Origin of the sequence: Pedobacter jeongneungensis, assembly GCF_000633455.1 — a bacterium.
Classification (GTDB): domain Bacteria; phylum Bacteroidota; class Bacteroidia; order Sphingobacteriales; family Sphingobacteriaceae; genus Pedobacter; species Pedobacter jeongneungensis_A.
Map to the genome: position 1 here is coordinate 90,960 of NZ_AYMG01000028.1, position 23,784 is coordinate 114,743.

Genomic DNA, 23,784 nt, shown 5'->3' on the forward strand with positions numbered 1-23,784 from the left:
TTCCATCCTTCTCTCATTCAATAATTATATAAACATGATTATAACAAAGAAACCCAGAACATATATCCCACAGGAATTAACCATTACCTGGGAAAATTTAGAACCCCTTTTTACTGAATTACAGCGCCGAGAAATAAACAGTACTGCCGAATTAGAGCAATGGTTAAAAGACCGTTCGGAGCTGGAGGCTGCTCTGGAAGAAGATTTTGCCTGGCGGTACATTAAAATGAGCTGCGATACGGCTAATGAAGAACTGGTTAAGAACTTCCAATATTTTGCAACAGAGATAGAACCGAAAATTTCTCCACTGGGCAACGAACTGAATAAAAAGTTTGTAGAAAGTCCGTTTATGGAGGATCTTGATAAAGAGAAATATTTCGTTTACAGTCGTGCGATAAAAAAAGCCCTCGAGCTTTACCGCGAAGAGAATATTGAGTTGTTTACCGAATTGCAGGTAAAACAACAAAAATATCAAGGTACTACAGGAGCGATGAGCGTGCAGATTAATGGACAAGAATATACTTTAGAGCAGGCTTCGATCTTCATTAAAGATCTCAACCGTGAGGTACGTGAAAATGCCTGGAAAACCATCCAGCAACGCCGTTTAATTGACAAAGATGATTTAAACATCCTTTTTGATGAGTTGATTAAACTACGTAACCAGGTTGCATTAAATGCAGGTTTCGAAAACTACCGCGATTACATGTTCCAGGCTTTGGGCCGTTTCGATTATACGCCGCAGGATTGTTATGATTTTGCCAATGCAATTGAAAAAGAAATTGTTCCCATTTTAAAAGAGCAGGCCGAAAAACGTCGCGAAGCTTTAGGTTTAGAAGTGTTAAAACCTTGGGATTTAGAAGTAAGCGTAAGTGGTAAGCCAGCTTTAAAACCGTTTAACAATGGCGAGGAACTGATTGATAAAAGTATTGCCTGTTTTAATGCCATTGATGAAAAATTAGGGGCAAAACTGGCTACCATGAAAGCCAACAACCTATTTGATGTAGAAAGCAGAAAAGGAAAGGCACCAGGTGGTTACAATTATCCTTTGGCCGAAACCGGAGCACCATTTATATTTATGAACTCAGCAAACTCGCTCCGCGATTTAACCACAATGGTTCACGAAGGAGGTCACGCTATACATACCTTTTTAACGGCTAATTTAGAGCTGAACGATTTTAAACATTGCCCATCTGAAGTAGCTGAGCTTGCTTCAATGAGCATGGAGTTAATCTCTATGGATAACTGGGATGTTTATTTCGACAATGAAGAAGATTTAAATCGCGCTAAAAAAGAACAATTGGCTGATGTGTTAAAAACATTGCCCTGGGTTGCGGTAATCGATCAGTTTCAGCACTGGATTTACACCAACCCTAACCACACCGCTGCCGACCGGGAAGAAACGTTTAAACAGATTTATAACCGTTTTGGAGCTGGCTTTGCCGATTGGACGGATTTAGAGCAACAATTTGGTAACGGATGGCAGAAACAACTTCATTTATTCGAAGTTCCTTTTTATTATATCGAATACGCAATTGCGCAATTAGGTGCTATCGCCGTTTGGAAAAACTATAAAGAAAATCCAGAAAAAGCGCTGGAACAATATCTCGCAGCACTTTCTTTAGGCTACACCAAACCAATGAATGAAATATATGAAACTGCAGGTATTAAATTTGATTTCAGCGCAGAATATGTGAAAGAGCTGGCAGGTTTTGTGAAATCGGAATTAGAGAAATTAGGGTAAGGAAAGGTAGAAGGTTTGAAGGCAGGGGGCTGGAAGGTTTTCCCTCAAAGTTAAATAAATGAAAGTCGTGGCATTTTGTCACGACTTTTTTGTTTATAACCGCAGATAAAAAGGATGAACACAGATTAATACTAGTTCTGGTCTTAGCATCTATTACCTGGTCCCCGTAACTTTTTTTTGCCACGGAAACGCAGAGAACACGGAAACCTTCGCTTCGAATCCGCTCAGCGTGACAAACCGAATTGAATTTAAATAATACCACCGCCATTGGCACCAAACCCTGAACTTCGCACAACACCAATGAACAAATGACCGATGAACCACTGAACTATTTAATGTAAAAAAATGTTAATTGGGTTAAACATTGTTAAAAACAACTGCTTAATGCACCTAATGATTTAGTTTCGTTTTAATTCCTAATCAGATAAAAGGAAAAACTAATCATCAGATCCCTAATTAACAATGAAAATATTCGCTCCATATTTTATGCTCTCCCTATTATTTTGGAATACCGTTTCCGCACAGCATACAAAAATCCGCATTACAGGTATAGTTGTTACCAAAAACGGAATTAAGGTTTTAGCTAACCTTAAATTCACCAGTCTGAAAGATACTTCGTTTGTTAAAATGATTAGCACTGATAAAGAAGGCAATTATGTATTAGAAGGCTTTCCGTTAGATAACTTTGCTGTGGCTGTTAACGCGTTGGGTTATAAAACCGTACAAGAAACGTTCGAACCACTAGCCGGCAAAACCAATATAGATTTAAGTTTTAACCTCGAAGCTGAGGTAAAAGAACTCGAAAGCGTTGTGGTTGCTGGTCGTAAAGCATTAATTGAAAGGCACAACGATAAAACGGTAATGAATGTAGAAAACAGCATTGTTGCAACCGGCAATACAGCACTCGAAATCCTTGCTAAAATTCCCGGCGTATCCGTTAATCAGGATGGGATCATTAGTATAAAAGGAAAATCAGGCGTAAATGTGCTGATTGATGGAAAATCGACTTATTTATCTGCTGAACAACTGGCCACCAGACTTCGATCGTTAAACAGTAATGAAATTAAAACGATTGAACTAATGACCAACCCATCTTCCAGATATGATGCCGAAGGAAATGCTGGTATACTCAACATTAAGCTAAAAAAGAATACCAGTTATGGCACAAATGGAAGTATAGATCTGGGCTTTGGATACGGAAAAAACGCGAAAAGCGATGCCGGAATCTCCATTAACCATCGGGACAAAAACGTCAATATTTTTGGCAGTTTTGCTAATAATAACAATAAAGCAAACGAAGACCTCGATATTTTAAGGATAGCAAAAGGCGCTGATCAGGATACTTATTTCCATCAATACAACACACAAATCAGATCTACACACAACAACAATTACAAAGCAGGCATCGATTATTTCATTAATGAGAAAAATACTTTAGGTTTCTTAACTACAGGTTATTTTAATAATGGCCACGACTTATCAAACGGAGGTAGTGCCATTGGGCAAAATTTCACGAAGGTAGATTCATCAATTATTGCCGATAATCCTGCAAAAAACAAATACCGCAACCAGGCCTATAATATCAATTATAAAAGTATTATGGATACACTCGGCCAGGAATTTTCTATCGATTTAGATTATGCAAAATACCACAGTGAAGAAAATACCCTTTACCAAAACTCTTTTTTCGATCAAAACGGTTCAAACTATAAATCACTTGCCATTTTCAGGAATGCCACCCCTTCTTTTATCAAAATTAAAGCCGCAAAAATTGATTATACATTGCCACTAAATGCAAACACCAAATTAGATATGGGCTTAAAAAGCAGCTGGGTTAGTACCAATAACGATTTTCAGTTCGAAAACCTTATTGGAACCGATTGGAAGAATGACGTAAACAGAAGTAACCATTTTATTTACGACGAAAATATCAACGCAGCGTATACCACGTTAAAACACGAATTTAAATCAACCAGTGTTGAAATCGGTTTAAGAATGGAACAGACCAATTCTAAAAGCAATTCCATTAACGACAACAAGATTGTTAAACGTAGCTATTTTGATTTTTTTCCGAGTTTTAGCATTAATCAAACCTTAAATCCGAATCATGAAATCGGTTTTTCATATAGCAGAAGAATTGATCGCCCCGATTATAAATCGCTTAATCCATTTGTATACTTTGTTGATCTCTATACTTTTAGCCAGGGCAACCCTTTCCTTAATCCACAGTACACCAATGCTTTTCAGCTTTCTTACAATTATAAAAAAACATTAAATATTTCGCTGGGTTACAGCATTACCAATAATCTTATTATCGATGTATTATTGCCAGAAAACGAGAAGAAAACGCTTTATCAAACCGTCAAAAACCTGGATAAACAATATGCTTATGATTTAACGATCGGCTACCCTACTACGATTACAAAATTCTGGAGCATGGACAATACGCTTACCAGTACCTACAATAAGATCAAAACATCAAACCTAGATAATGGCGGCTACGACAGAAAGAAAGTGAATTTCATGATTAACAGCAATCACACTTTTACCCTTAGTCCAACAACTGCGGCAGAACTTTCGGGCGAATATGCATCGTCACAGATTTATGGTACTTATGCCATTAAACCTTATTATGGTATTGACTTCGGACTTAAGAAATCATTCTTTGATAAAAAGCTCAATGTTAAGCTTGCTGCCAATGATGTACTTAATTCAAGAAAGGCAAGAATAAGCAGTGCACTTTCCGGCTTAGATTATAACCTCACCCAAAAACAGGAAACCAGGGTTTACCGCCTCAGTTTAAATTACATTTTTGGCAGTAGCAGCGTTAAGGGTACCCGTGAGCGGAAAACCAGCGTAACCGATGAAGAAGGCCGTATTAAATAGTATTATGCCTCATTTTTCTGTCTGATTCTTGAAATGATAAACATCACCAAAACCGATAAAAGGATCATAACCAAATAACTATAGCTCAGGTTACGTTCGTCTTTTGCTGGAATCAGGTTTACGACACCATAGCTTAAAAAAGAAACAATTACATAGGTAAAACCACCTGTTAAACCACCTGCAATCCCGGCATTTTTAGGAAATTTACTTAAACAGAAAGTAAAGTAGTTGTTAAAGGTATAGCCTGCACCAACATGGATAATAAAAGCAAAGAAAATTAACGACCACAGGTTAGAAACGAAATTTAAGCTCACAATCATTAATACCACAAAAGCAACCTGCAACAACGAATTGATCATTAATCTTCTAAAAAAGGGTCTATTAATTGTTGCTTTACCGATAAAGCCACCCACCATCCATGCGAAACCCAAAAACAGGGAGCTGTAACCAGCAACAACCGGAGAAAAATTCAAATGGTGTTCAATGATAAACGGCCCTGTCATGTTGTAAACCATCACCATACAATAAGCCAAACCCAACATTACAATACCTAACGTAAAACTGGTGGTCTTGATCATTTCGGCATAAATGCCCGTAATTTTTTTCAATTGGAAATCGGTAAAATGCCTTAAAGTTTCCCCACTGAATATCATCTCCAATACAGCAAAAACGACTGCAAATCCAGCTAAAAAGTAAAAGTTAGATTCCCATCCAAAAGCAGTTTGCAGATAGCCGCCAATAAACGGCGCTACAATTGGTCCGGTACTCCAGATGATGGAAAACAAACTCAGGTAATGTTTTAGCTGGTCACCTTCAAAAAGATCGACAAAGTATGCCCTTTTTGCTACCACGATTGCCCCTACTGTTACTCCATGGATAACACGCATGAAATAAATAAGGTATATGTTATGTGTTGTGGCTATAACAATACTGGCTACAGCAAAAATCAATAATGCATAGAGGGAAATTTTATACCGGCCAAAACTATCGAGCACGCTGCCAATAAATAGCTGCGAAACCCCATAGCTGATCAAAAAAATACTTAACGTAAGTTGAACCTGAACATTGCTTACCTGTATTGCACCTGCCATATCGGGTAAAGAAGGAATATAAATATCAGTGGCAAAACCTGAAATGGGAAGTAAAGCAAAAGCCAGTAAAGTAGCAATGCCCTGATTATGCGCTTTAATATATTTTATTGGTGCCGTATTTGCATTCATAATGATACTCTTATTACATTATATTCTAATCAAATAAGATTTAATGCTATTGCATTACCTTTATTGATCAAACAGCGGCAAAAATATAACTTTTAAAAAGCCTAAAATTATGCGAATCAAATAAAGGCTTATTCAAGCCAAATAATTGAAGATTTTGACTTAAAATCAATAATTATCTATTTTTTTAACACCCTTTACCCCTCAAATCGTCTGTAATGAAAATTATATGCGGCTTTAAACGTTTTTAGCCAAACTTTTTATAAGTTTGAAGAAACAATCAAACAAAAGATGTTCGAAAAGCTATTCAGAAAGAAATCCATTTCCAAGATATTACAAGATGCAGCAAAAGGCTATGGCGACCATGAAAATACGTTACATAAAACACTAGGTGTTCGCGACTTAACAGCTTTTGGGATTGCAGCAATTATTGGTGCTGGTATTTTTAGTACGATAGGTAAAGCAAGTGCAGATGGCGGTCCGGCAGTAATCTTTTTGTTTATTTTTACTGCCGTTGCCTGTAGTTTTGCGGCCTTTGCTTATGCAGAATTTGCCTCAATGGTTCCCGTTTCAGGCAGTGCATATACTTATTCTTATGTCGCTTTCGGCGAACTGGTTGCCTGGATTATCGGCTGGTCGCTCATTATGGAATATTCCATTGGAAACATCACCGTAGCCATATCCTGGTCTGATTACTTTACGGGACTACTCTCCACTATAAAAATACCCTTTCTCGGCATAGATGGTATCCATGTACCCGACTGGATGACAATGGATTACCTGAGCGCCTATAACGGACATAAACACGCTGAAGCACTTTTGGCTGCAGGTAAAAACCTGGCAGGCTTAGATTCTGCTACGGCTTTGGCCAACAATGCATGGCTTACTGCACCAAAAATTGGCGGTTTTCACCTCGTAGCAGACATTCCGGCTTTGGGCATTATCATTCTGATTACCTGGTTAATTTACCGCGGAATGAAAGAAAGCCGCAATGCAAGCAACGCTATGGTTGTAGTTAAATTAGCTGTGATTCTTTTGGTATTAGCTGTAGGTATATTTTATGTTGATACTAAAAACTGGAATCCATTTGCTCCGAATGGCGTTGCTGGCGTGTTAAAAGGGGTTTCTGCTGTATTTTTTGCTTACATCGGCTTCGATGCTATTTCTACGACCGCTGAAGAATGTAAAAATCCTCAACGTGATTTACCCCGCGGAATGATGTGGGCAATCATCATTTGTACTATTCTGTATGTTGCTATTGCACTGGTTTTAACAGGTATTGTTAAATCTGACACTTTAGCTGTTGGCGATCCGTTAGCATTTGTTTTTGACCAGATTAATTTAAAATTAATGAGTGGTATTATTGCTGTTAGTGCGGTATTTGCCATGGCCAGCGTGCTATTGGTTTTCCAAATGGGCCAGCCACGTATCTGGATGAGTATGAGCAGGGATGGATTGTTACCGAAATCATTTTCGAAAATCCACCCAAAATATAAAACACCTTCTTTTGCTACCATTGTGGTTGGTTTTGTAGTAGCTGTTCCTTCATTGTTTATGAACCTGACCATCGTTACTGACCTCTGTTCTATCGGAACATTATTTGCCTTCGTATTGGTTTGTGCAGGTGTTTTAGTGCTACAGAACAGACCTGATGTACAACGTGGGAAATTTAAAATCCCTTATGCAAACAGCAAGTTTATTATTCCCATAGTTTTTATTGCAACGATAGCTTTTGCATTCACAAAATATGGGAAGGAAACAAAAGCTTTCTTTTTCAATTCGCCTAAAACCATCCAAACGGTAACTTTTGTTACATCTTTAAGTGGAGATGAATTGAAAATTGTGAAAGAAGAAATAGTTAAAAATGCAGCCCCACAAATTATATTAACGGAAAAAGTTGATGCTGAATCTTATTTGAGCGCTTTACCTGCTGATCGTTACGAGCAGTTTATATCTGCTTCAAAAGTACCGGTAGAAAAGAAATATGAAAGCGGTTGGGGTTTGTTTAAACACAAAATTCCAATGTGGATCTTTTTGATTATCTGCGTAATCATTACCTATTACTGTATCACTAAAAACTTATCGTTAATCCCTGTTTTAGGACTAATCAGCTGCTTATACATGATGTGCGAACTCGGTATCTCCAACTGGATTGGCTTCGGTATATGGCTGGTAGTTGGGCTTGTAGTTTATTTTGCTTACGGTTACAGGCATAGTAAACTGGCACATCCGGAGGTTTAGTTTAGCAAATGAAGTACAATCCTTTAATACACCATCGAAGATCGATCAGGTTAAAGGGTTACGACTATTCAAAAGCAGGAGCCTATTTCATCACGATCTGCTGTGAAGATAGAATTCATAGATTTGGAAAAGTTTCAGGCAATGAAATGATCCTAAATAAATCCGGAACTATTGCTTACAATGAATGGATTAATTTAGCTGATAGATTTCCAAATTTTGAACTTGATGTTTTTCAGATCATGCCGAATCACATTCACGGCATCATTGTTTTATCAGATGTCGGGGCGACCCTTGCGGTCGCACAAGAAGAAGATTTAAACACGGCGACCGCAAAGGTCGCCCCGACGACTATCGCAAGCATTATTGGAGCATACAAATCAATCGTTTCAAATCGCTGTCTGCAGCTGTTCAAATCACACAATAAAACAATGGGAAAGCTCTGGCAGCGAAATTATTACGAGCACATCATCCGTGATGAAAGAGCATACCAGAACATCTCGAATTATATCATCAATAATCCCAGCAAATGGGACGAGGATAAATTTCATCTATAACAAAAAATCCCCTTTCTTAAACAGAAAGAGGATCTTATTTATTTCTTCTTGATGAAGGCCATTGCTGTAATCATCACCAGACCTAATCCAGATGCGATCATATAATTATTCGCATGATCAAGATGATATATTTTGGCGGCAGGTCCTGCTATAAATAGCACAATACCCAAAATCAAAAGCGCAGTTCTCATTAACTTAAACTGGGAGTCTATGCAATTCTATATCATCCGGTGTAACGAAAATCAACGGTACTTTTTCTACATCCACATAACTGCTGTCCAAACCAAAACTGCGTTCTTCTGATAAACTTAACTTTTTAAGGATAAAGTAATAATCCATAATGGTACGTTCATAAAAACTCAGTTTCGTAAACTTAGACAAGTGTTTCTCTAAAAGAACGAACCTGAAATCACCTGCAATTTTATGTTTGTTTAACGAAGTATATTGACTTGTAATATCGATTTCGCCATTTTTAACCAGCTCTTCAACCACTTTACGATAAAGCAGGTTTACACGTTGCTCGATCCTGAAACCTAACCTAAAATCGATCCTGATCAGCTTTCCTGGAATTAAGAATTCTACCTTGTAATCAAGCGTATAAGGCTCATCCATTACATCAACGTGAACCAACCAGTACACATCTGCCCGTTTTGGCTCTTTTTGAATGATCGAATAAATAATTTTCGATTCAATCTCTGTTTTAAAGTTTGCACTCGTTAAGTAAACTAATTGTGAAGAATATTTTGGAACCGACTCATCATTACTCAATTCGCTTAAAATCTGATAATAATCTTCAATTTCTACATATTTTACAAACCTGTTTTTAATCTTACGGGCAATAAACCAGCTCCACATTACGGTAAATAACGCTGATCCAATTAACACGGTTAACCAGCCACCGTCTGAAAACTTGTGCAGGTTACTGAAAAGGAAAGTACCTTCTATGATCACATATACCGAAATAAAGATAGCAATCAGGTATTTAGGGAAACGCTTGCTTCTTAAATAAACACTTACCAAAATGGTTGTCATCAACATCGCTATGGTAATGGAAAGGCCGTAAGCAGCATCCATTTTAGAAGATTCTTTCCAAAAGAATACAATACTACAACAGCCCAGCCAAAGCATCCAGTTGATAGAAGGCACATAAAGCTGTCCCTTTTGAACAGATGGATAAACAATTTTGATTTTCGGCCAAAGGTTTAAACGTACTGCCTCTGATATCAAAGTAAATGAACCACTAATTAAGGCCTGACTGGCAATAACCGCAGCCATAGTGGCCAAAATTACCATTGGCACCTGGAAATGGCTCGAAATAATCTGAAAGAAAGGATTCATTTTTGAACTTGGAATAAAAGTACCTTCGTTCTGTAAAATCCAAACACCCTGACCTAAATAATTCAAAATCAAGGTAATTTTCACAAAAATCCAGCTGATCCGAATGTTATTACGTCCACAATGCCCTAAATCCGAATATAAGGCCTCGGCTCCTGTGGTACAAAGAAAAACACCGCCTAAAATGATAAAGGCTTTACTATTGGTTGCCAACAAATGAACAGCATAATACGGATTAAGCGCCTTTAATATGCTAAGGTCTTTTACAATAAATAAAAGCCCTGCGATACCCAAAACGGTAAACCAGACAAACATTACCGGCCCAAAAAGCTTCCCAACCAGGTTGGTTCCAAATTGCTGGATAATAAAAAGCACGGTTAAAATGGCGATCACTACCGGAACTACTGGTACATCGAATTTACTGGTTAAGCCTTCAATGGCTGATGTTACCGTAATACTTGGTGTAATTACACCATCGGCCAGTAGCGCACAGCCCCCAACCACAGCAGGCACAATTAACCATTTTGCCTTTTTTCTAACGAGAGAAAACAATGAAAAAATTCCTCCCTCACCTTTATTATCGGCCCTTAGGGTAATGATTACGTATTTAATGGTGGTTTGTAAGGTTAATGTCCAGATGATGCAGGAGAGCACTCCAAGTACCACATCGGTGGTAATAGACCCTGGATGATGTGCAATGCCTTCTTTTACGCCTAGTATGCTGGTGAAAATTGCGTTGAGCGTGTATAAAGGTGATGTACCAATGTCACCGAACACAATCCCTAAACTAATTAGAACACCGCCGGCGGTTAACGCGTTGACATTTTTATGATTTGACACTTCGTTGATATTTTTAGTGCGGCAAAAGTAAACTAACTATAACAATTTAACAACCAAATTATTGTGTATTTTTAACACTATGAAAATAAATTTTTATTGTTAAATTGTGTTAAATTATGGCTTTTAAACAAAATGTTTAATTTCTTTGTTTTAAATTAATACATTTGCTATACCAATTTGATGAAACTCTACGCTAAGATAACGTTACTCACAAAAATAGCATGCACATTGTGCATTGCATTGCTGTGCAGCGTAAATTCTTCGGCGCAACAGGCTGATAGTATCCACATTAGCTTAAAAAACAGAACCAAAAAAGTAGGCATAATTCCTGAAATTAAAGCAAATATTACGCCTTATAAACCGCTTTACATGTCTATCGGAGGTTCAGGAATGTTCAATACTTATTCAACAACCCCAAAAAATGCAACGGTTGTAGCCAAGGATAAATTGTTGACGATCGTAAAAATATATCCAAATCCGGTAGAAGAGCAGCTTAATATTATACTTTCTATTGGAAAAGATGGCACTCAGACTACTATTAAGATCATCGATTTATTAGGCAATGAGGTAGCAACACTTGCCAACGAACGCTTAAATGCCGGAGAACAGACCAAAACCTTTAGCATTCCGAACAGAATAAACCCAGGCATTTACTTTTTAAGGGTAATTGCAGGGTCAGAAAGCCAGGTAAAACGCATCTCAGTTTTATAACACCATTTTCTTTTCTATTTTTGATTGACGCGGGGTTAATCCTCCGTCTATTTTCTCATATATTATATTTTTAAGAATGAAGATCATCGCCATTGGCAGAAACTATGCCGAACACGCAAAAGAACTGAACAATCCGGTTCCAACTACCCCGGTAATTTTCCTGAAACCTGATACCGCAGTTTTAAAAGACAATAAACCATTTTATATACCCGATTTTTCAGATGATGTACATTACGAATTAGAAGTGGTTTTAAAAATCTGTAAGGAAGGAAAACATATTGCCGAAAAGTTTGCAACCAATTATTATGATGAAGTTGGTTTAGGTATCGATTTTACTGCCCGTGATATTCAAGCGAAACATAAAGAAAAAGGATTACCATGGGAGCTGGCCAAAGCATTTGATAATTCGGCACCCATCAGTATTTTTCTTCCAAAAAGTGATTTCGAAGATCTTTATAACTTAAATTTCGAATTAAAAGTAAACGGAGAAAGCCGTCAGGTTGGCCATACTAAAGATTTATTATTCTCGTTCGAGAAGATAATTAGCTTTGTTTCACAATATATCACCTTAAAAAAAGGAGATCTAATCTTCACCGGAACACCACAAGGTGTTGGAAAAACAAACAAAGGCGACAAATTAGAAGCCTGGCTGGAAGGAAAGCAACTTTTAAATTTTGATGTAAAGTAACGAATGATTAAAAACCCGATCCAGTACAAGTTAAAATTTTCCATTTCAATTTGCCTTTTAATTGCTTCAACTTTCGTTCAGGCACAACAGATTTTCAGTACCAATAAATATCCGATTACCGATTTCAGACAACCTTTAGATATCACCCCTCCTGCCCTTGCAGGTTCTTTCGGTGAGATCCGTGGCAATCATTTTCACTCTGGGATCGATTTCAGAACCAATCAGCGCGAAGGTTATCCGGTTTATGCAGTTGCGGATGGCTATATTTCGAGGTTAAGGGTGCAAAACAGCGGTTTTGGACAAGCGTTGTATATTAATCATCCAAACGGCTTTACCACAGTTTACGGTCATTTGCAGCGTTTTGCACCAAAAATTGCTACCATTGTTAAAAACCTGGAGTACGAAAAGAAATCTTTCGAGATTGACGAATTCCCTGACGCTACTTTAATACCAGTACACAAAGGAGAGATCATTGCCTGGTCTGGTAACCGCGGCAGCTCAGGAGGTCCGCATTTACATTTCGAAATCAGAGATACTAAAACGGAAGAAACTATCAATCCACAGTTTTTTGGAATTGTAATTCCAGATAACATCCCTCCGGTAATCCATGGTTTATATGTTTACCGTTTAAATGGTAAAACTTTTAACGAGTCTACTCCCAAACAAACCATCGCCATTACTGGCGCAAACGGGAGTTATAAAACTACCGCTCCAATTAGTTTAACTGGTGAAGTGGGCTTTGGCATTGTAGTAACCGATAGGCACAATGGTTTATCAGGCACAAACGGCGTATATTCCATTCAGTTAGAAGTTGATGGTAAAATGGTATACACTTCCGCATTGGAACGCTTTGCTTTTGAAGACAGTAAGGCCATTAATTCGCATATCGATTACCCTACCTATTTAAACACCAAAAGGAGTATCCAGAAGAGTTTTGTGGATCCGGGCAATCCGTTAAAAATTTATAGCGGATTGGTCAATAACGGCCGCATCAGCTTTAACGATGGTGCTCAACATCAGCTCCGTTATATCATCACAGATTCGAAAGGAAATGCATCTGTTTTGCCTTTTACCGTAAATGCAGGTTCAGCGTCTATTGTAGCTCCGGTTGTGCCTGCCGGAATAATTTATCCTTATAACAAGGTAAACGAATTTAATGCTGAAGATGTGAAAGTGGTTTTTCCGCTCGGTACTTTATACAGTGATTTAAATTTCACCTATAAAAAATTACCAAGGCCGGCTGGTAATGCCTGGTCGGCAGTGCACCAGATACATAATCGATTTACTCCATTGCACATTGGTTTTGATCTTTGGATTAAGGCTGATAATTTGCCAGAAAACCTGAGAAGCAAAGCACTGATCGTAAATTCAAACGGTTCATCGCAAGGCGGAGGTTTTGATAACGGCTACATTAAAGCTACACCCAAAAATTTCGGCAGCTTTTATATTGCTATCGATACCATCGCACCAAGGATTTTTCCGGTTAATATCTCAGAAGGAAAAAATATGGCTGGTTTATCTAAAATCTTTTTTAAGATCAGCGATAATTTATCAGGCATAAAAAGCTTTAACGGATATATCGACGGGAAGTGGGCTTTGATGGAATTTGACACCAAAACGGCAACACTTTGGCACAGCTTTGATGAGAGAACAGCTTCAGGTAAGCATACTTTAGAACTAGTTGTAACGGATATGAAAGAGAATACCAGAAAATATGTCGTGAATTTCTTTAGGTAGGAACAGGATTTTTAGAATTAAAGGATTTTCATGAGCAAGATTTATATCTTCATCTGTGGTTAAACTAAGAAATGTCATCTTTTAACATAAATTGAACAGTATAATACCTTAAACTGTTTAAATTGCACATGATTAAAATTCTATCAAAAACATTCAAAATTCAATCATTATAATATATGGCAGAGTTAAAAGAAGGTGATCAGGCACCAGCAATTGCATCAAAAGATCAAAATGGTAGCGAAGTTTCCTTAAATGATTACAAAGGAAAAACGGTTGTTCTTTATTTTTATCCAAAGGATGATACTCCGGGCTGCACGGCTGAGGCTTGTGATTTCAGAGATAACTACCAGGGCTTACAGACTAAAGGCATCGTGGTTTTAGGTGTTAGCGTTGATGATGAAAAATCACACCAGAAATTTGTAACTAAACATAATCTCCCATTTACCCTGCTGGCCGATACCGATCAGCAAATTGTAAATGATTATGGCGTTTGGGCAGAAAAAAATATGTACGGCAAAAAATATATGGGTACTGTACGCACTACATTTATAATAGATGGTGATGGAAAAATTTTGCACATCATCAAAAAAGTTGACACAAAAAACTCAACACAACAAGTACTCGATTTAATCAATAACTAATTATGATATAGCGGGTAAAATATTACCTTTGCTATGTAACAACAACCTCTTATTTTAATGAAACATACAATTAAAGAGCTAGAAGATATTGCCTCTCAGATCAGACGAGATATCGTAAGAATGGTTCATGGATGTCAATCTGGCCACCCAGGTGGTTCATTGGGTTGCGCCGATTTTTTTACCGCACTATATTTTGAAATCTTAAACCACAAGAAAGAATTCAGCATGGACGGTATTGGCGAAGATTTATTCTTCCTATCTAACGGCCACATTTCTCCGGTTTGGTACAGTACCCTTGCTCACGCAGGCTATTTCGATAAAAGTGAATTGGCAACTTTCCGTAAACTAGATTCAAGGTTACAAGGTCACCCAACCACACACGAACACTTACCAGGTATCCGTGTAGCTTCAGGCTCATTGGGTCAGGGAATGTCTGTAGCTATTGGTGCTGCCTTAACCAAAAGGTTAAATGGCGATAAATCTTACGTTTTCACTCTACATGGGGATGGAGAATTACAAGAAGGTCAAAACTGGGAAGCAGCAATGTTTGCGCCATTCCATGAGTTAGATACTTTGATCTGCAGTGTGGATTATAATGGTCAACAGATTGATGGTCCTACTAAAAAAGTACTTTCGTTAGATAGTCTTCAGGCTAAGTTCGAAGCTTTTGGATGGCATGTAATCAATACCGATGGTAACGATATGCAGGCTATTGTTGAAGGTTTACATTATGCTAAAACTTTAACCGGAAAAGGTAAACCAATCTTAAATCTAATGAGCACTCAAATGGGTGCTGGTGTAGATTATATGATGGGTTCTCACAAATGGCACGGTACAGCACCTAACGATGAGCAATTAGCTGCAGCTTTGGCACAATTACCAGAAACTTTAGGGGATTACTAAACTAGATCTGAGACAATAGATATGAGATTTGAGACACAAGTTGTCGCCCGATCTCACATCTAAAATCTCACATCTCATATCTAAAAACATAATGAAGAAATATACATATACAGAAAAAAAAGATACACGTTCAGGTTTTGGTGCTGGCTTACATGAGGCTGGTAAGAAAAACGAAAATGTGGTTGCCTTATGTGCCGATTTAGTTGGATCGCTAAAAATGGATGCTTTTATTAAAGATTTTCCTGAGCGTTTTACTCAGGTTGGTATTGCAGAAGCAAACATGATCGGTATTGCAGCGGGTATGACTATTGGTGGTAAAATTCCTTTCACAGGTACTTTTGCCAATTTCTCTACCGGCCGCGTTTATGATCAGATCCGCCAATCAGTAGCTTATTCAAATAAAAACGTTAAAATTTGTGCATCTCACGCAGGTTTAACTTTAGGCGAAGATGGTGCAACCCATCAAATTTTAGAAGATATCGGCTTAATGAAAATGTTGCCGGGAATGGTGGTAATTAATCCTTGCGATTATAACCAAACCAAGGCAGCAACTTTAGCCATTGCAGAATACGAAGGTCCGGTTTATTTACGTTTTGGCCGTCCGGTTATTCCTGTATTTACAGATCCTGATCAGAAATTTGAGATCGGTAAAGCATGGATGGTTAATGAAGGTACAGATGTGACTATTATTGCTACCGGCCACATGGTTTGGAAAGCAATTGAAGCTGGTGAGAAATTAGCGGAACTGGGTATCGATGCTGAAATTATCAATATCCACACCATTAAACCCTTGGATGACGAAGCCATCTTAAAATCGGTTAAAAAAACCGGTTGTGTAGTTACCTGTGAGGAACATAACAAATTTGGTGGTTTAGGCGAAAGCGTTGCCCGTTTGTTAACTACCGAATTGCCAACTCCACAAGAATTTGTAGCTACAAATGATACTTTTGGCGAAAGCGGAACACCAGATCAATTAATGGCTAAATATGGCCTAGATGCGGTGAACATTGTTGAAGCTGTTCAAAAAGTAATCGGCAGAAAAAAATAGATTTGAAACATTAGATATGAGAAATTAGATGTGAGATTAGAGACACATTGTGCCTAAGCTAATCTTATGTCTAATGTCTCATATCTCAATTCTCACATCTCAAATCTACATATAATGAAACAAGTTGAAGATTCAGAAATCCTTGCCATGTTTGCCGTTGAGCGAACGCGAAATGAAGCCTTTAACCTGTTATTAAAAAAATATCAGCAAAAAATATACTGGCACATCCGCAGACTGGTGTTAAACCACGATGATTGCGATGATCTTTTGCAGGAGGTATTTGTTAAAGTATGGAAAAACCTCGATAAGTTTAGAAGTGATTCTCAGCTTTATACCTGGATTTACCGCATTGCCACCAACGAATCGATCACCTTTTTAAACAAGCAGAAACAGCGCAACAATACGCCGCTGGATGAAGTATCATCAGAACTTGCCGATAACCTGGTTGCTTCATCCTATTTTAATGGTGATAAGCTCGAACTGAAACTTCAAAAGGCAATCCTCACGCTCCCCGAAAAACAACGGATCATATTCAACATGAAATATTTTGATGATATGAAATATGAAGAAATTTCGGAAGTTTTAGGCACCTCTGTTGGGGCTTTAAAAGCATCATTTCACATCGCTGCAAAAAAAATTGAAGCTTTTATTACAAATGATGAAATAGACTATTAAACCTTTTCACTTTAATTGTATCATACATCTGTGATGAACGAAAATATAGAAAATAACGATTGGATAAACGAAGCCCCTACCCTCGCGGCAATGGGCAAACGCAATCCATTCTCCGTTCCTGATGGATATTTCGAAAATTGTGATGAGGCCATTTCTTCTGCTGTCTTTTTAGACGGATTAAAACAGAAAACCAGTGACAATAATTTTGAAGTTCCGCAGAATTATTTTGAAGAATTAACGGAACGGATAGAAACCAGCATTGCTTTGGCAGAAATACCTAAGGTAGAAAATACTTTTGCAGTTCCCGAAAATTACTTTGATACTTTACAAAGTAGAATTACAGATAGGATTGCAGCATCAGAACCTAAAAAAGAAGCAAGGATTATCCCTTTATGGCGACGCAACCTGGTTAAATACGCAAGTGCTGCATGTTTCGTTTTAATGGCTTCATTTGGGGTTTATTTTTACCAGAATGGGTCAACAACCACAGTTCAGCAAGTACAATCTGCAGAGGCCGTGAACGAGCAACTATTATATGACATTGATGAAAGTACAATTATTGATCATTTAGAAGCTCAGAATACCACATCATCAAATACCAAAACTACTTCTGCGTCAGATACAGAAATGGAAAACTACATCCTGAGCAATTTCTCATCAAACGATTTATCTCAGGAACTAAATAATTAATAAAGAAATGAAGAATTTACTTTTTGTCGCTTTAATGTTTTTACTACCTACTACCCTTTTGGCCCAAAGACCAAAGGCAGAAGAAATAGAATCACTTAAAATAGCTTTTTTTACCCAAAAACTGGATTTATCACCTGAAGAGGCTAAAATTTTCTGGCCGATTTATAACGATATGCAGGAAGAGCAAAATGCTCTGCGCAAAGAGCGTATGCAAAAAATGATCTCTTTCCGTAAAACAACCGAAATAGACAATTTAACGGATGCACAGGTGCAAAGTTTAATTACCAGTGAGTTCGATTTTAAACAGAAAGACCTCAACCTGGATAAAAAATATTACAACAAACTTAAATCATCGTTACCGATTAAAGTAGTAGGCAAGTTTTACAGGGCTCAGGAAGGTTTTAAACGGGAGCTGCTTAATAGATTTAAAGGCGGACAAAGGCAATAATAAAAAAGACTTACATTACTGTAAGTCTTTTTTGTTTTAAAGCACTCTATCATTTCCGTACTTTTGTGCCATGCTTACCCAACGTCAGTTGTTTTTACAACACAATGCACAAACCTCTCCAGAACCGCTTATGCTCGAATTTGTTAGGGCAAAAGGCGTTTATATATACGATGCTGCAGATAAAAAACATTTAGATCTTATTGCCGGTATTGGCGTGAGCAATGTTGGCCACTGCCACCCTGCTGTAGTTAAAGCGATTAAAGAACAAGCCGAAACCTATATGCACCTGATGGTTTATGGCGAATATGTGCAAAGTCCGCAGGTGAATTTCGCCAAGGCCCTTGCCGATATTCTGCCGCCTGGTTTAAGCTGTACCTATTTTTTAAATTCAGGAACAGAAGCGGTAGAAGGCGCTATGAAACTGGCCAAACGTTATACCGGCCGCAAAGGTTTTATTGCCTGTAAAAACGCTTATCACGGCAGTACCCAGGGTGCGGAAAGTTTAATGGAAAGCGATTTTTATTCATCCGGCTATGGTCCATTCTTGCCCCATGTAAGTTTTATCGAACACAATAACATCGCTGATCTCGAAAAAATCACAACAGAAACTGCGGCGGTTTTTATAGAACCCATCCAGGGTGAAGCCGGAATCCGTGTAGCCGATTTAAGTTATATGCAGGCTTTAAGAACAAAATGTTATGAAACCGGAACTTTATTGATTTTCGACGAAATACAATCAGGTTTTGGCCGCAGCGGCAAAATGTTTGCTTTTGAGCATTATAATGTGGTACCCGATGTTTTACTTTTAGCTAAAGGAATTGGTGGCGGCATGCCAATCGGTGCCTTTATCAGTTCGCTGGAAATTATGTCGGTATTATCTCACACTCCTATTTTGGGCCACATGACTACTTTCGGCGGTCACCCGGTTTGTTGTGCAGCTGGTTTGGCCACTTTACGGACCTTAGTTGATCGTCACATTGTTGATGAGGTTGAAGAAAAAGGTCAACTGTTTAAACAACTCCTAAAACACCCTGCCATTAAAGAAATTAGAGGAAAAGGTTTAATGCTAGCGGTTGAATTTGAAAACTTCGAAACCAATAAAAAAATCATTGATGCCTGTATTTTAAATGGCGTGCTTTCCGATTGGTTTTTACATTGCAGTAACTCTATGCGCATTGCTCCTCCTTTAATCATCACCAAAGAAGAAATTGAGGAAGCCTGTGCAATCATCTTAAAAAATATTAACTTAGTTTTAGAGACTAAAGCGTAAAGACTAAAGTTGAAAGATTAAAATTTAAGCTTATAACGATAAAAAACATTAACTAAAATGAACGTACTCATAGTTGAAGATGAAAAGAGCCTGGCGCTTGAAATGGATGAATTCTTGAGTAAAGAAGGATTTATTGTTGAACATGCATGGAAAAAATCTTCTGCGGAAGAAAAGATATTTGTTAACAGTTACGATTTCATTTTACTCGATTTAGGCTTGCCTGATGGCGATGGCTTTGATATTTTGAAGCAGCTTAAAAGTACCAAAGACCGTGATGATGCGGTAATCATTTTAACAGCCCGTAGTGCGGTAGACGACCGGATTAAAGGCCTTGATGAAGGTGCAGATGATTATTTGCCGAAACCATTTTCGCTGAACGAGCTTTTGGCACGGATGCATGCCATTACGCGTAGGAAACATAAGCTGGAGAAAAACGAAATCAACGTCCATGATTTTCTGCTTAACATCCAGAACAGAACCGTTGCTTTTGGCGAAGAAAGATTAAACCTTACCAAAAAAGAATTCGAGATCTTCAACTACCTGGTGCTGAATAAAAACCGTGTAGTATCTCGCATGAGCTTAACAGAACACGTATGGGGCGATATTTTAGAGGTGAATTCTGATTCGAACTTTGTTGATGTGCACGTTAAAAATTTACGTAAAAAACTAGCGGCCTTAAGTCCTACTGATTGGTTTGAAACAGTAAGAAGTATAGGATATAGGATTAATTGTTAGTGCGTTTTGGGTTGTGCGTTTGGCGGCTAGCGTCAATTAACCGATTTAAACAGTTAACAGATTAACCAACCAATGAACAAATGACTAATGAACGAATGAACGAATGACTAATGAACCCTCATCTATTTTACATCAAACATCATCCATTTAAATGAAGTTACAGGTTAAGTTTTCTTTATATAATGCGGTAACCAAAATTGCGATCATCCTGGTTTTAGGTGCAATCATTTTGTTTTCGTTAGATAGATTAGCCTATAACCAGCTCGATAACCGTTTAATAAAAAAGAAAAATAAAATTATCGAGCATTTAAATGATGATGAGATCGATAGTCTTTTAAATAAACAACAATCATTTACCGATTATAACATTTTAAAGGAAGAATTTATTGTTTTAACCGACATTCCCGATAGCCAGCAAGACTCCAGTGCCAAGGTTTTTACCGAAAAAAGGGAAATTGAAGGCGATATAGAAGTCTACAGGATCCTTAACTATAAATTTTCCTATCATACCAACTGGTACAACCTCGAAATTGGAGAAACGATGACTACCCTCCAGTCGATTAAAAATTCAATCCGTTTTTACATGCTGATTGTATTGGTGGCTGCCCTGCTGATTACTTTGGTTGCCGACTTTACCTTTTCCAATTTCTTGTTGAAACCATTTTACCTCATCATTGATAAAAAAATCAACCTCGTTGATGATCCCTCCCATTACAATTATCAGAATATCCCAACCAGCACCAACGATTTTAAAATTCTCGATAACAGCATCAATTCTTTGATGCGAAAAATAAACACACTTTTCGCCTTAGAAAAACAGTTTATTGCCAATGTTTCACACGAATTGCTTACACCCATCTCCATTTTAAGTACACGGTTTGAGAATATGCTCAACACACCAGATATTCCGGTAGAGCATGAAAATAAAATTTATGCTTCGCTAAAAACATTGAACCGTTTAAAGCTGATTATCAATAGTTTATTACTGATTTCTAAAGTAGAAAATAATCAATACTTAAAAACCGAAGAAATCAGCCTCAAACAGGAAATAACAGATATTCACGAAGACCTGGAAGACCGCATTATCGATAAAAACATCACTTATCAGGCCAATCTCGCCAAAGATTTCCATTTTACGGGCAATAAGGCCTTAATACACACACTTTTGATCAACATTATCAATAACGCGATCAAATACAATGTTGAAGGCGGCTCAATTACCATTACCGATAAAACGGAAGCTGAAAATTACATACTCACCATCAGCGATACCGGAACAGGCATGAGTACAGAGCTGGTAGAAAATGCTTTTGACCGTTTTAAAAGAGGAAACAGTGAAGAAAATGGCTTCGGTTTAGGACTAGCCATAGTTCAAAGTATTGCCAAATTCCATAAAATTATGGTCGATGTTAAATCCATAGAACATGCAGGGACCAGCATTTCGTTAATTTTTTAAAATGAAATTCGGCTGATAACCTGATTGATACCACATCATTACAAATTTGTACCTTTGCAAATCATGCTGGCATCAACTTGTTTAAAGCGTTTTCCCTATTTCGCTGTTATCCTGTTATTCTTCTCTGTTTCTAGCGCGAAAGCACAGAAAACAGTAGAAATGCAGGATTCTGTACCTCAGCATATCTTTACTTTTAAAGAAATTGAGGTACTGGAAGATGCTGGCAACCGCTACACATTCGATGAGATTAAAAGCAGTGCATTCGATCAAAAATTTAAAGCAAGTTTAACCAGTACGCCGCAAACCAAACAACTCAACAAAACATACTGGTTCAGGATTAAAATTAAACAGAATGACAAGGCAGATAAACCATTTCTGCTGGAATTTTTCGACCAAACGATCGATCACATTACCGCTTACATTCCTCAGGCCAATCAAAAATATACTGTCGAAAACTTGGGTGATGCCAATCATTTCGATAAACGGCTCATCCACCATAAAAACTTCGAAATTCCACTCCAAAATGATGGGAATGAAACACAGACCTATTATTTCAAAATCAACTCCTCTCAAATTGCCGATATCATTATCGTACTGAGAACCACCGAATGGTTTATTTCCTATGCTTTAGATGAGTATTTCTATTTTGGTATTTTTTATGGGATGATCCTGGTTTTCAGTTTCTACAACCTCATTATGTTTATTGCCATCAGGCAAAAGCAATACCTCTATTATGTACTCTATAATTTAAGCGTTGGCTTTTTCGAAATGAGTACGGATGGAATTGCCTATCAATATTTATGGCCTAATGCTCCCGCCTGGAACCAGGTTGCCTATGCTTTTGCACTGTGTGCCACCAGTATTTTTGCCCTCCTGTTTACCAGAGAACTTTTATATGTTAAAGCTAAGGCACCCAAATTAAATCAGTTCATTCTCAGTATCATTGTTTGCAGGATCATCTTTTTTATTTATTGTTATCTGTTCGATCAAACACTGTTCAGTTATAAATTTATTGAGGCTGTTCCGCTATCAGTTGCTTTTTTTACCGGAATTTACATTTACAGAAAAGGCTACCAACCTGCCCGTTTCTTTGTATTGGGTTACAGTTTCTTATTTGCAGGCTTTACACTGAAATTCCTGATTATGCTGGGCATTGGCTGGCTAAATTTTGGTGCCATTAGTTATTACAGTCTGAGTTTCTGTTTTGTGCTCGAAATGATTTTTCTATCCTTTGCCATTGGTGATAAAGTGCGAATCCTGAAAGTGAAAAAAGATAAAGCACAGCAGAAGATCATCAGACAGATGGCCGTAAATGCGAAATTAAAAGATAGCATCAATCAGGAACTCGAGAGCAAGGTTGAAGAACGCACCCGCGAGGTTTACCACAAATCATTAATTATAGAGAGCAAAAACCAGGCTTTGGAAGAAGCCAATGCGCTTCTACAACAACAGGCAGAAGAAATTTCGAGAATGAACGTGCTGCTGGAGCATGATAATGAAGAACTCCAAACCAGTGTAGAAAAGGTAACCAGAGATCGCGTAATGTCTACCGAAGTAGATTTTGAAGAGTTCAGCAAAATTTACCCTGATAAGGAAAGCTGTTATGAGTTTTTGGCACAACTAAAATGGAGCAATGGTTACCACTGCCGAAAATGCAGTAATGATCATTATTTTGCAGGGCACATTCTGCATAGCCGTCGCTGCAGTAAATGTGGTTATGAAGAATCGGTAACTACCTATACCATTTTCCACAATACCCGTATACCGATCAATAAAGCTTTTTATATGATCTTCCTGATCTACTCTTCAAAAGGGAAAATCTCCTCTCATAAATTATCAGAATTACTCTCCATAAGGCAAAGTACCTGCTGGACATTCGGCTCACGCATTAAAAAAGTGATGGATGACCGGAAGAAAACTTTGAAAAAATCAGCTAAAAACGGCTGGAGCCAACTTGTAATCGAGTAA

Annotated in this window: 20 protein-coding genes; 17 read left to right on the top strand and 3 right to left on the bottom strand. The window is 37.8% G+C overall.

Annotated features, from left to right (window positions below):
• Positions 1-34 precede the first annotated feature (34 nt).
• Both U859_RS0123340 and U859_RS0123345 read left to right on the top strand, forming a co-directional pair.
• Entirely contained in the window at positions 35-1,741 is a 1,707-nt protein-coding gene (locus U859_RS0123340; RefSeq protein WP_025145693.1) for a M3 family oligoendopeptidase, read from the top strand.
• A 462-nt stretch (positions 1,742-2,203) separates the two neighbouring features.
• Positions 2,204-4,627: an outer membrane beta-barrel protein gene (locus U859_RS0123345; protein ID WP_084153139.1), complete on the top strand. Its 2,424-nt coding sequence runs from the start codon at positions 2,204-2,206 to the stop codon at positions 4,625-4,627.
• Between the two features lie 2 nt (positions 4,628-4,629).
• On the opposite strand, the gene U859_RS0123350 is transcribed toward U859_RS0123345, so the two are convergent.
• Positions 4,630-5,847 (bottom strand): MFS transporter, encoded by a 1,218-nt coding sequence (locus U859_RS0123350; protein ID WP_025145695.1) that lies wholly within the window; start codon positions 5,845-5,847, stop codon positions 4,630-4,632.
• 288 nt (positions 5,848-6,135) lie between these two features.
• Here U859_RS0123350 and U859_RS0123355 point away from each other — a divergent pair, with 288 nt between their 5' ends.
• Together U859_RS0123355 and U859_RS0123360 are read left to right on the top strand one after the other, a co-directional pair.
• Positions 6,136-8,085 (top strand): amino acid permease, encoded by a 1,950-nt coding sequence (locus U859_RS0123355; protein ID WP_025145696.1) that lies wholly within the window; start codon positions 6,136-6,138, stop codon positions 8,083-8,085.
• A gap of 8 nt (positions 8,086-8,093) precedes the next feature.
• Positions 8,094-8,639 (top strand): transposase, encoded by a 546-nt coding sequence (locus tag U859_RS0123360; protein ID WP_025145697.1) that lies wholly within the window; start codon positions 8,094-8,096, stop codon positions 8,637-8,639.
• Between the two features lie 38 nt (positions 8,640-8,677).
• Here U859_RS0123360 and U859_RS32085 read toward each other — a convergent pair whose 3' ends face one another.
• Both U859_RS32085 and U859_RS0123370 read right to left on the bottom strand, forming a co-directional pair.
• Positions 8,678-8,830, bottom strand: a complete 153-nt coding sequence (locus U859_RS32085) for a hypothetical protein (RefSeq protein WP_162800021.1) — start codon at positions 8,828-8,830, stop codon at positions 8,678-8,680.
• Positions 8,831-8,834: 4 nt separating this feature from the next.
• The gene (locus tag U859_RS0123370) at positions 8,835-10,814 is read right to left on the bottom strand and encodes a KUP/HAK/KT family potassium transporter (protein WP_025145698.1); all 1,980 of its coding nucleotides are present in this window, start codon (positions 10,812-10,814) and stop codon (positions 8,835-8,837) included.
• A gap of 180 nt (positions 10,815-10,994) precedes the next feature.
• Here U859_RS0123370 and U859_RS0123375 point away from each other — a divergent pair, with 180 nt between their 5' ends.
• From U859_RS0123375 to U859_RS0123440, 13 genes are all read left to right on the top strand, one after another.
• The gene (locus tag U859_RS0123375; RefSeq protein WP_025145699.1) at positions 10,995-11,525 is read left to right on the top strand and encodes a T9SS type A sorting domain-containing protein; all 531 of its coding nucleotides are present in this window, start codon (positions 10,995-10,997) and stop codon (positions 11,523-11,525) included.
• Positions 11,526-11,601: 76 nt separating this feature from the next.
• Positions 11,602-12,213 carry a fumarylacetoacetate hydrolase family protein gene (locus U859_RS0123385; RefSeq protein WP_025145700.1) on the top strand — a complete coding sequence of 204 codons (612 nt, stop codon included), beginning with the start codon at positions 11,602-11,604 and terminating at the stop codon, positions 12,211-12,213.
• Positions 12,214-12,216: 3 nt separating this feature from the next.
• Positions 12,217-13,950, top strand: a complete 1,734-nt coding sequence (locus U859_RS0123390) for a M23 family metallopeptidase (RefSeq protein ID WP_025145701.1) — start codon at positions 12,217-12,219, stop codon at positions 13,948-13,950.
• A 176-nt stretch (positions 13,951-14,126) separates the two neighbouring features.
• Positions 14,127-14,591 (top strand): thioredoxin-dependent thiol peroxidase, encoded by a 465-nt coding sequence (bcp, locus tag U859_RS0123395; RefSeq protein WP_025145702.1) that lies wholly within the window; start codon positions 14,127-14,129, stop codon positions 14,589-14,591.
• A 57-nt stretch (positions 14,592-14,648) separates the two neighbouring features.
• A complete protein-coding gene (locus tag U859_RS0123400; RefSeq protein WP_025145703.1) occupies positions 14,649-15,494 on the top strand; it encodes a transketolase in 846 nt (281 codons plus the stop codon).
• A gap of 91 nt (positions 15,495-15,585) precedes the next feature.
• On the top strand, positions 15,586-16,542 hold the full coding sequence (locus U859_RS0123405; RefSeq protein ID WP_025145704.1) for a transketolase family protein: 957 nt from the start codon (positions 15,586-15,588) through the stop codon (positions 16,540-16,542).
• A gap of 114 nt (positions 16,543-16,656) precedes the next feature.
• Positions 16,657-17,217, top strand: a complete 561-nt coding sequence (locus U859_RS0123410; protein WP_025145705.1) for an RNA polymerase sigma factor — start codon at positions 16,657-16,659, stop codon at positions 17,215-17,217.
• A gap of 33 nt (positions 17,218-17,250) precedes the next feature.
• Positions 17,251-17,907 (top strand): hypothetical protein, encoded by a 657-nt coding sequence (locus tag U859_RS0123415; protein ID WP_025145706.1) that lies wholly within the window; start codon positions 17,251-17,253, stop codon positions 17,905-17,907.
• Positions 17,908-17,914: 7 nt separating this feature from the next.
• On the top strand, positions 17,915-18,355 hold the full coding sequence (locus U859_RS0123420) for a hypothetical protein (RefSeq protein ID WP_025145707.1): 441 nt from the start codon (positions 17,915-17,917) through the stop codon (positions 18,353-18,355).
• Between the two features lie 70 nt (positions 18,356-18,425).
• On the top strand, positions 18,426-19,625 hold the full coding sequence (locus tag U859_RS0123425; RefSeq protein WP_025145708.1) for an aspartate aminotransferase family protein: 1,200 nt from the start codon (positions 18,426-18,428) through the stop codon (positions 19,623-19,625).
• A 57-nt stretch (positions 19,626-19,682) separates the two neighbouring features.
• A complete protein-coding gene (locus U859_RS0123430; protein WP_025145709.1) occupies positions 19,683-20,360 on the top strand; it encodes a response regulator transcription factor in 678 nt (225 codons plus the stop codon).
• A gap of 151 nt (positions 20,361-20,511) precedes the next feature.
• Positions 20,512-21,816 (top strand): sensor histidine kinase, encoded by a 1,305-nt coding sequence (locus U859_RS0123435; RefSeq protein ID WP_051584759.1) that lies wholly within the window; start codon positions 20,512-20,514, stop codon positions 21,814-21,816.
• A 63-nt stretch (positions 21,817-21,879) separates the two neighbouring features.
• The gene (locus U859_RS0123440; protein ID WP_025145710.1) at positions 21,880-23,784 is read left to right on the top strand and encodes a 7TM diverse intracellular signaling domain-containing protein; all 1,905 of its coding nucleotides are present in this window, start codon (positions 21,880-21,882) and stop codon (positions 23,782-23,784) included.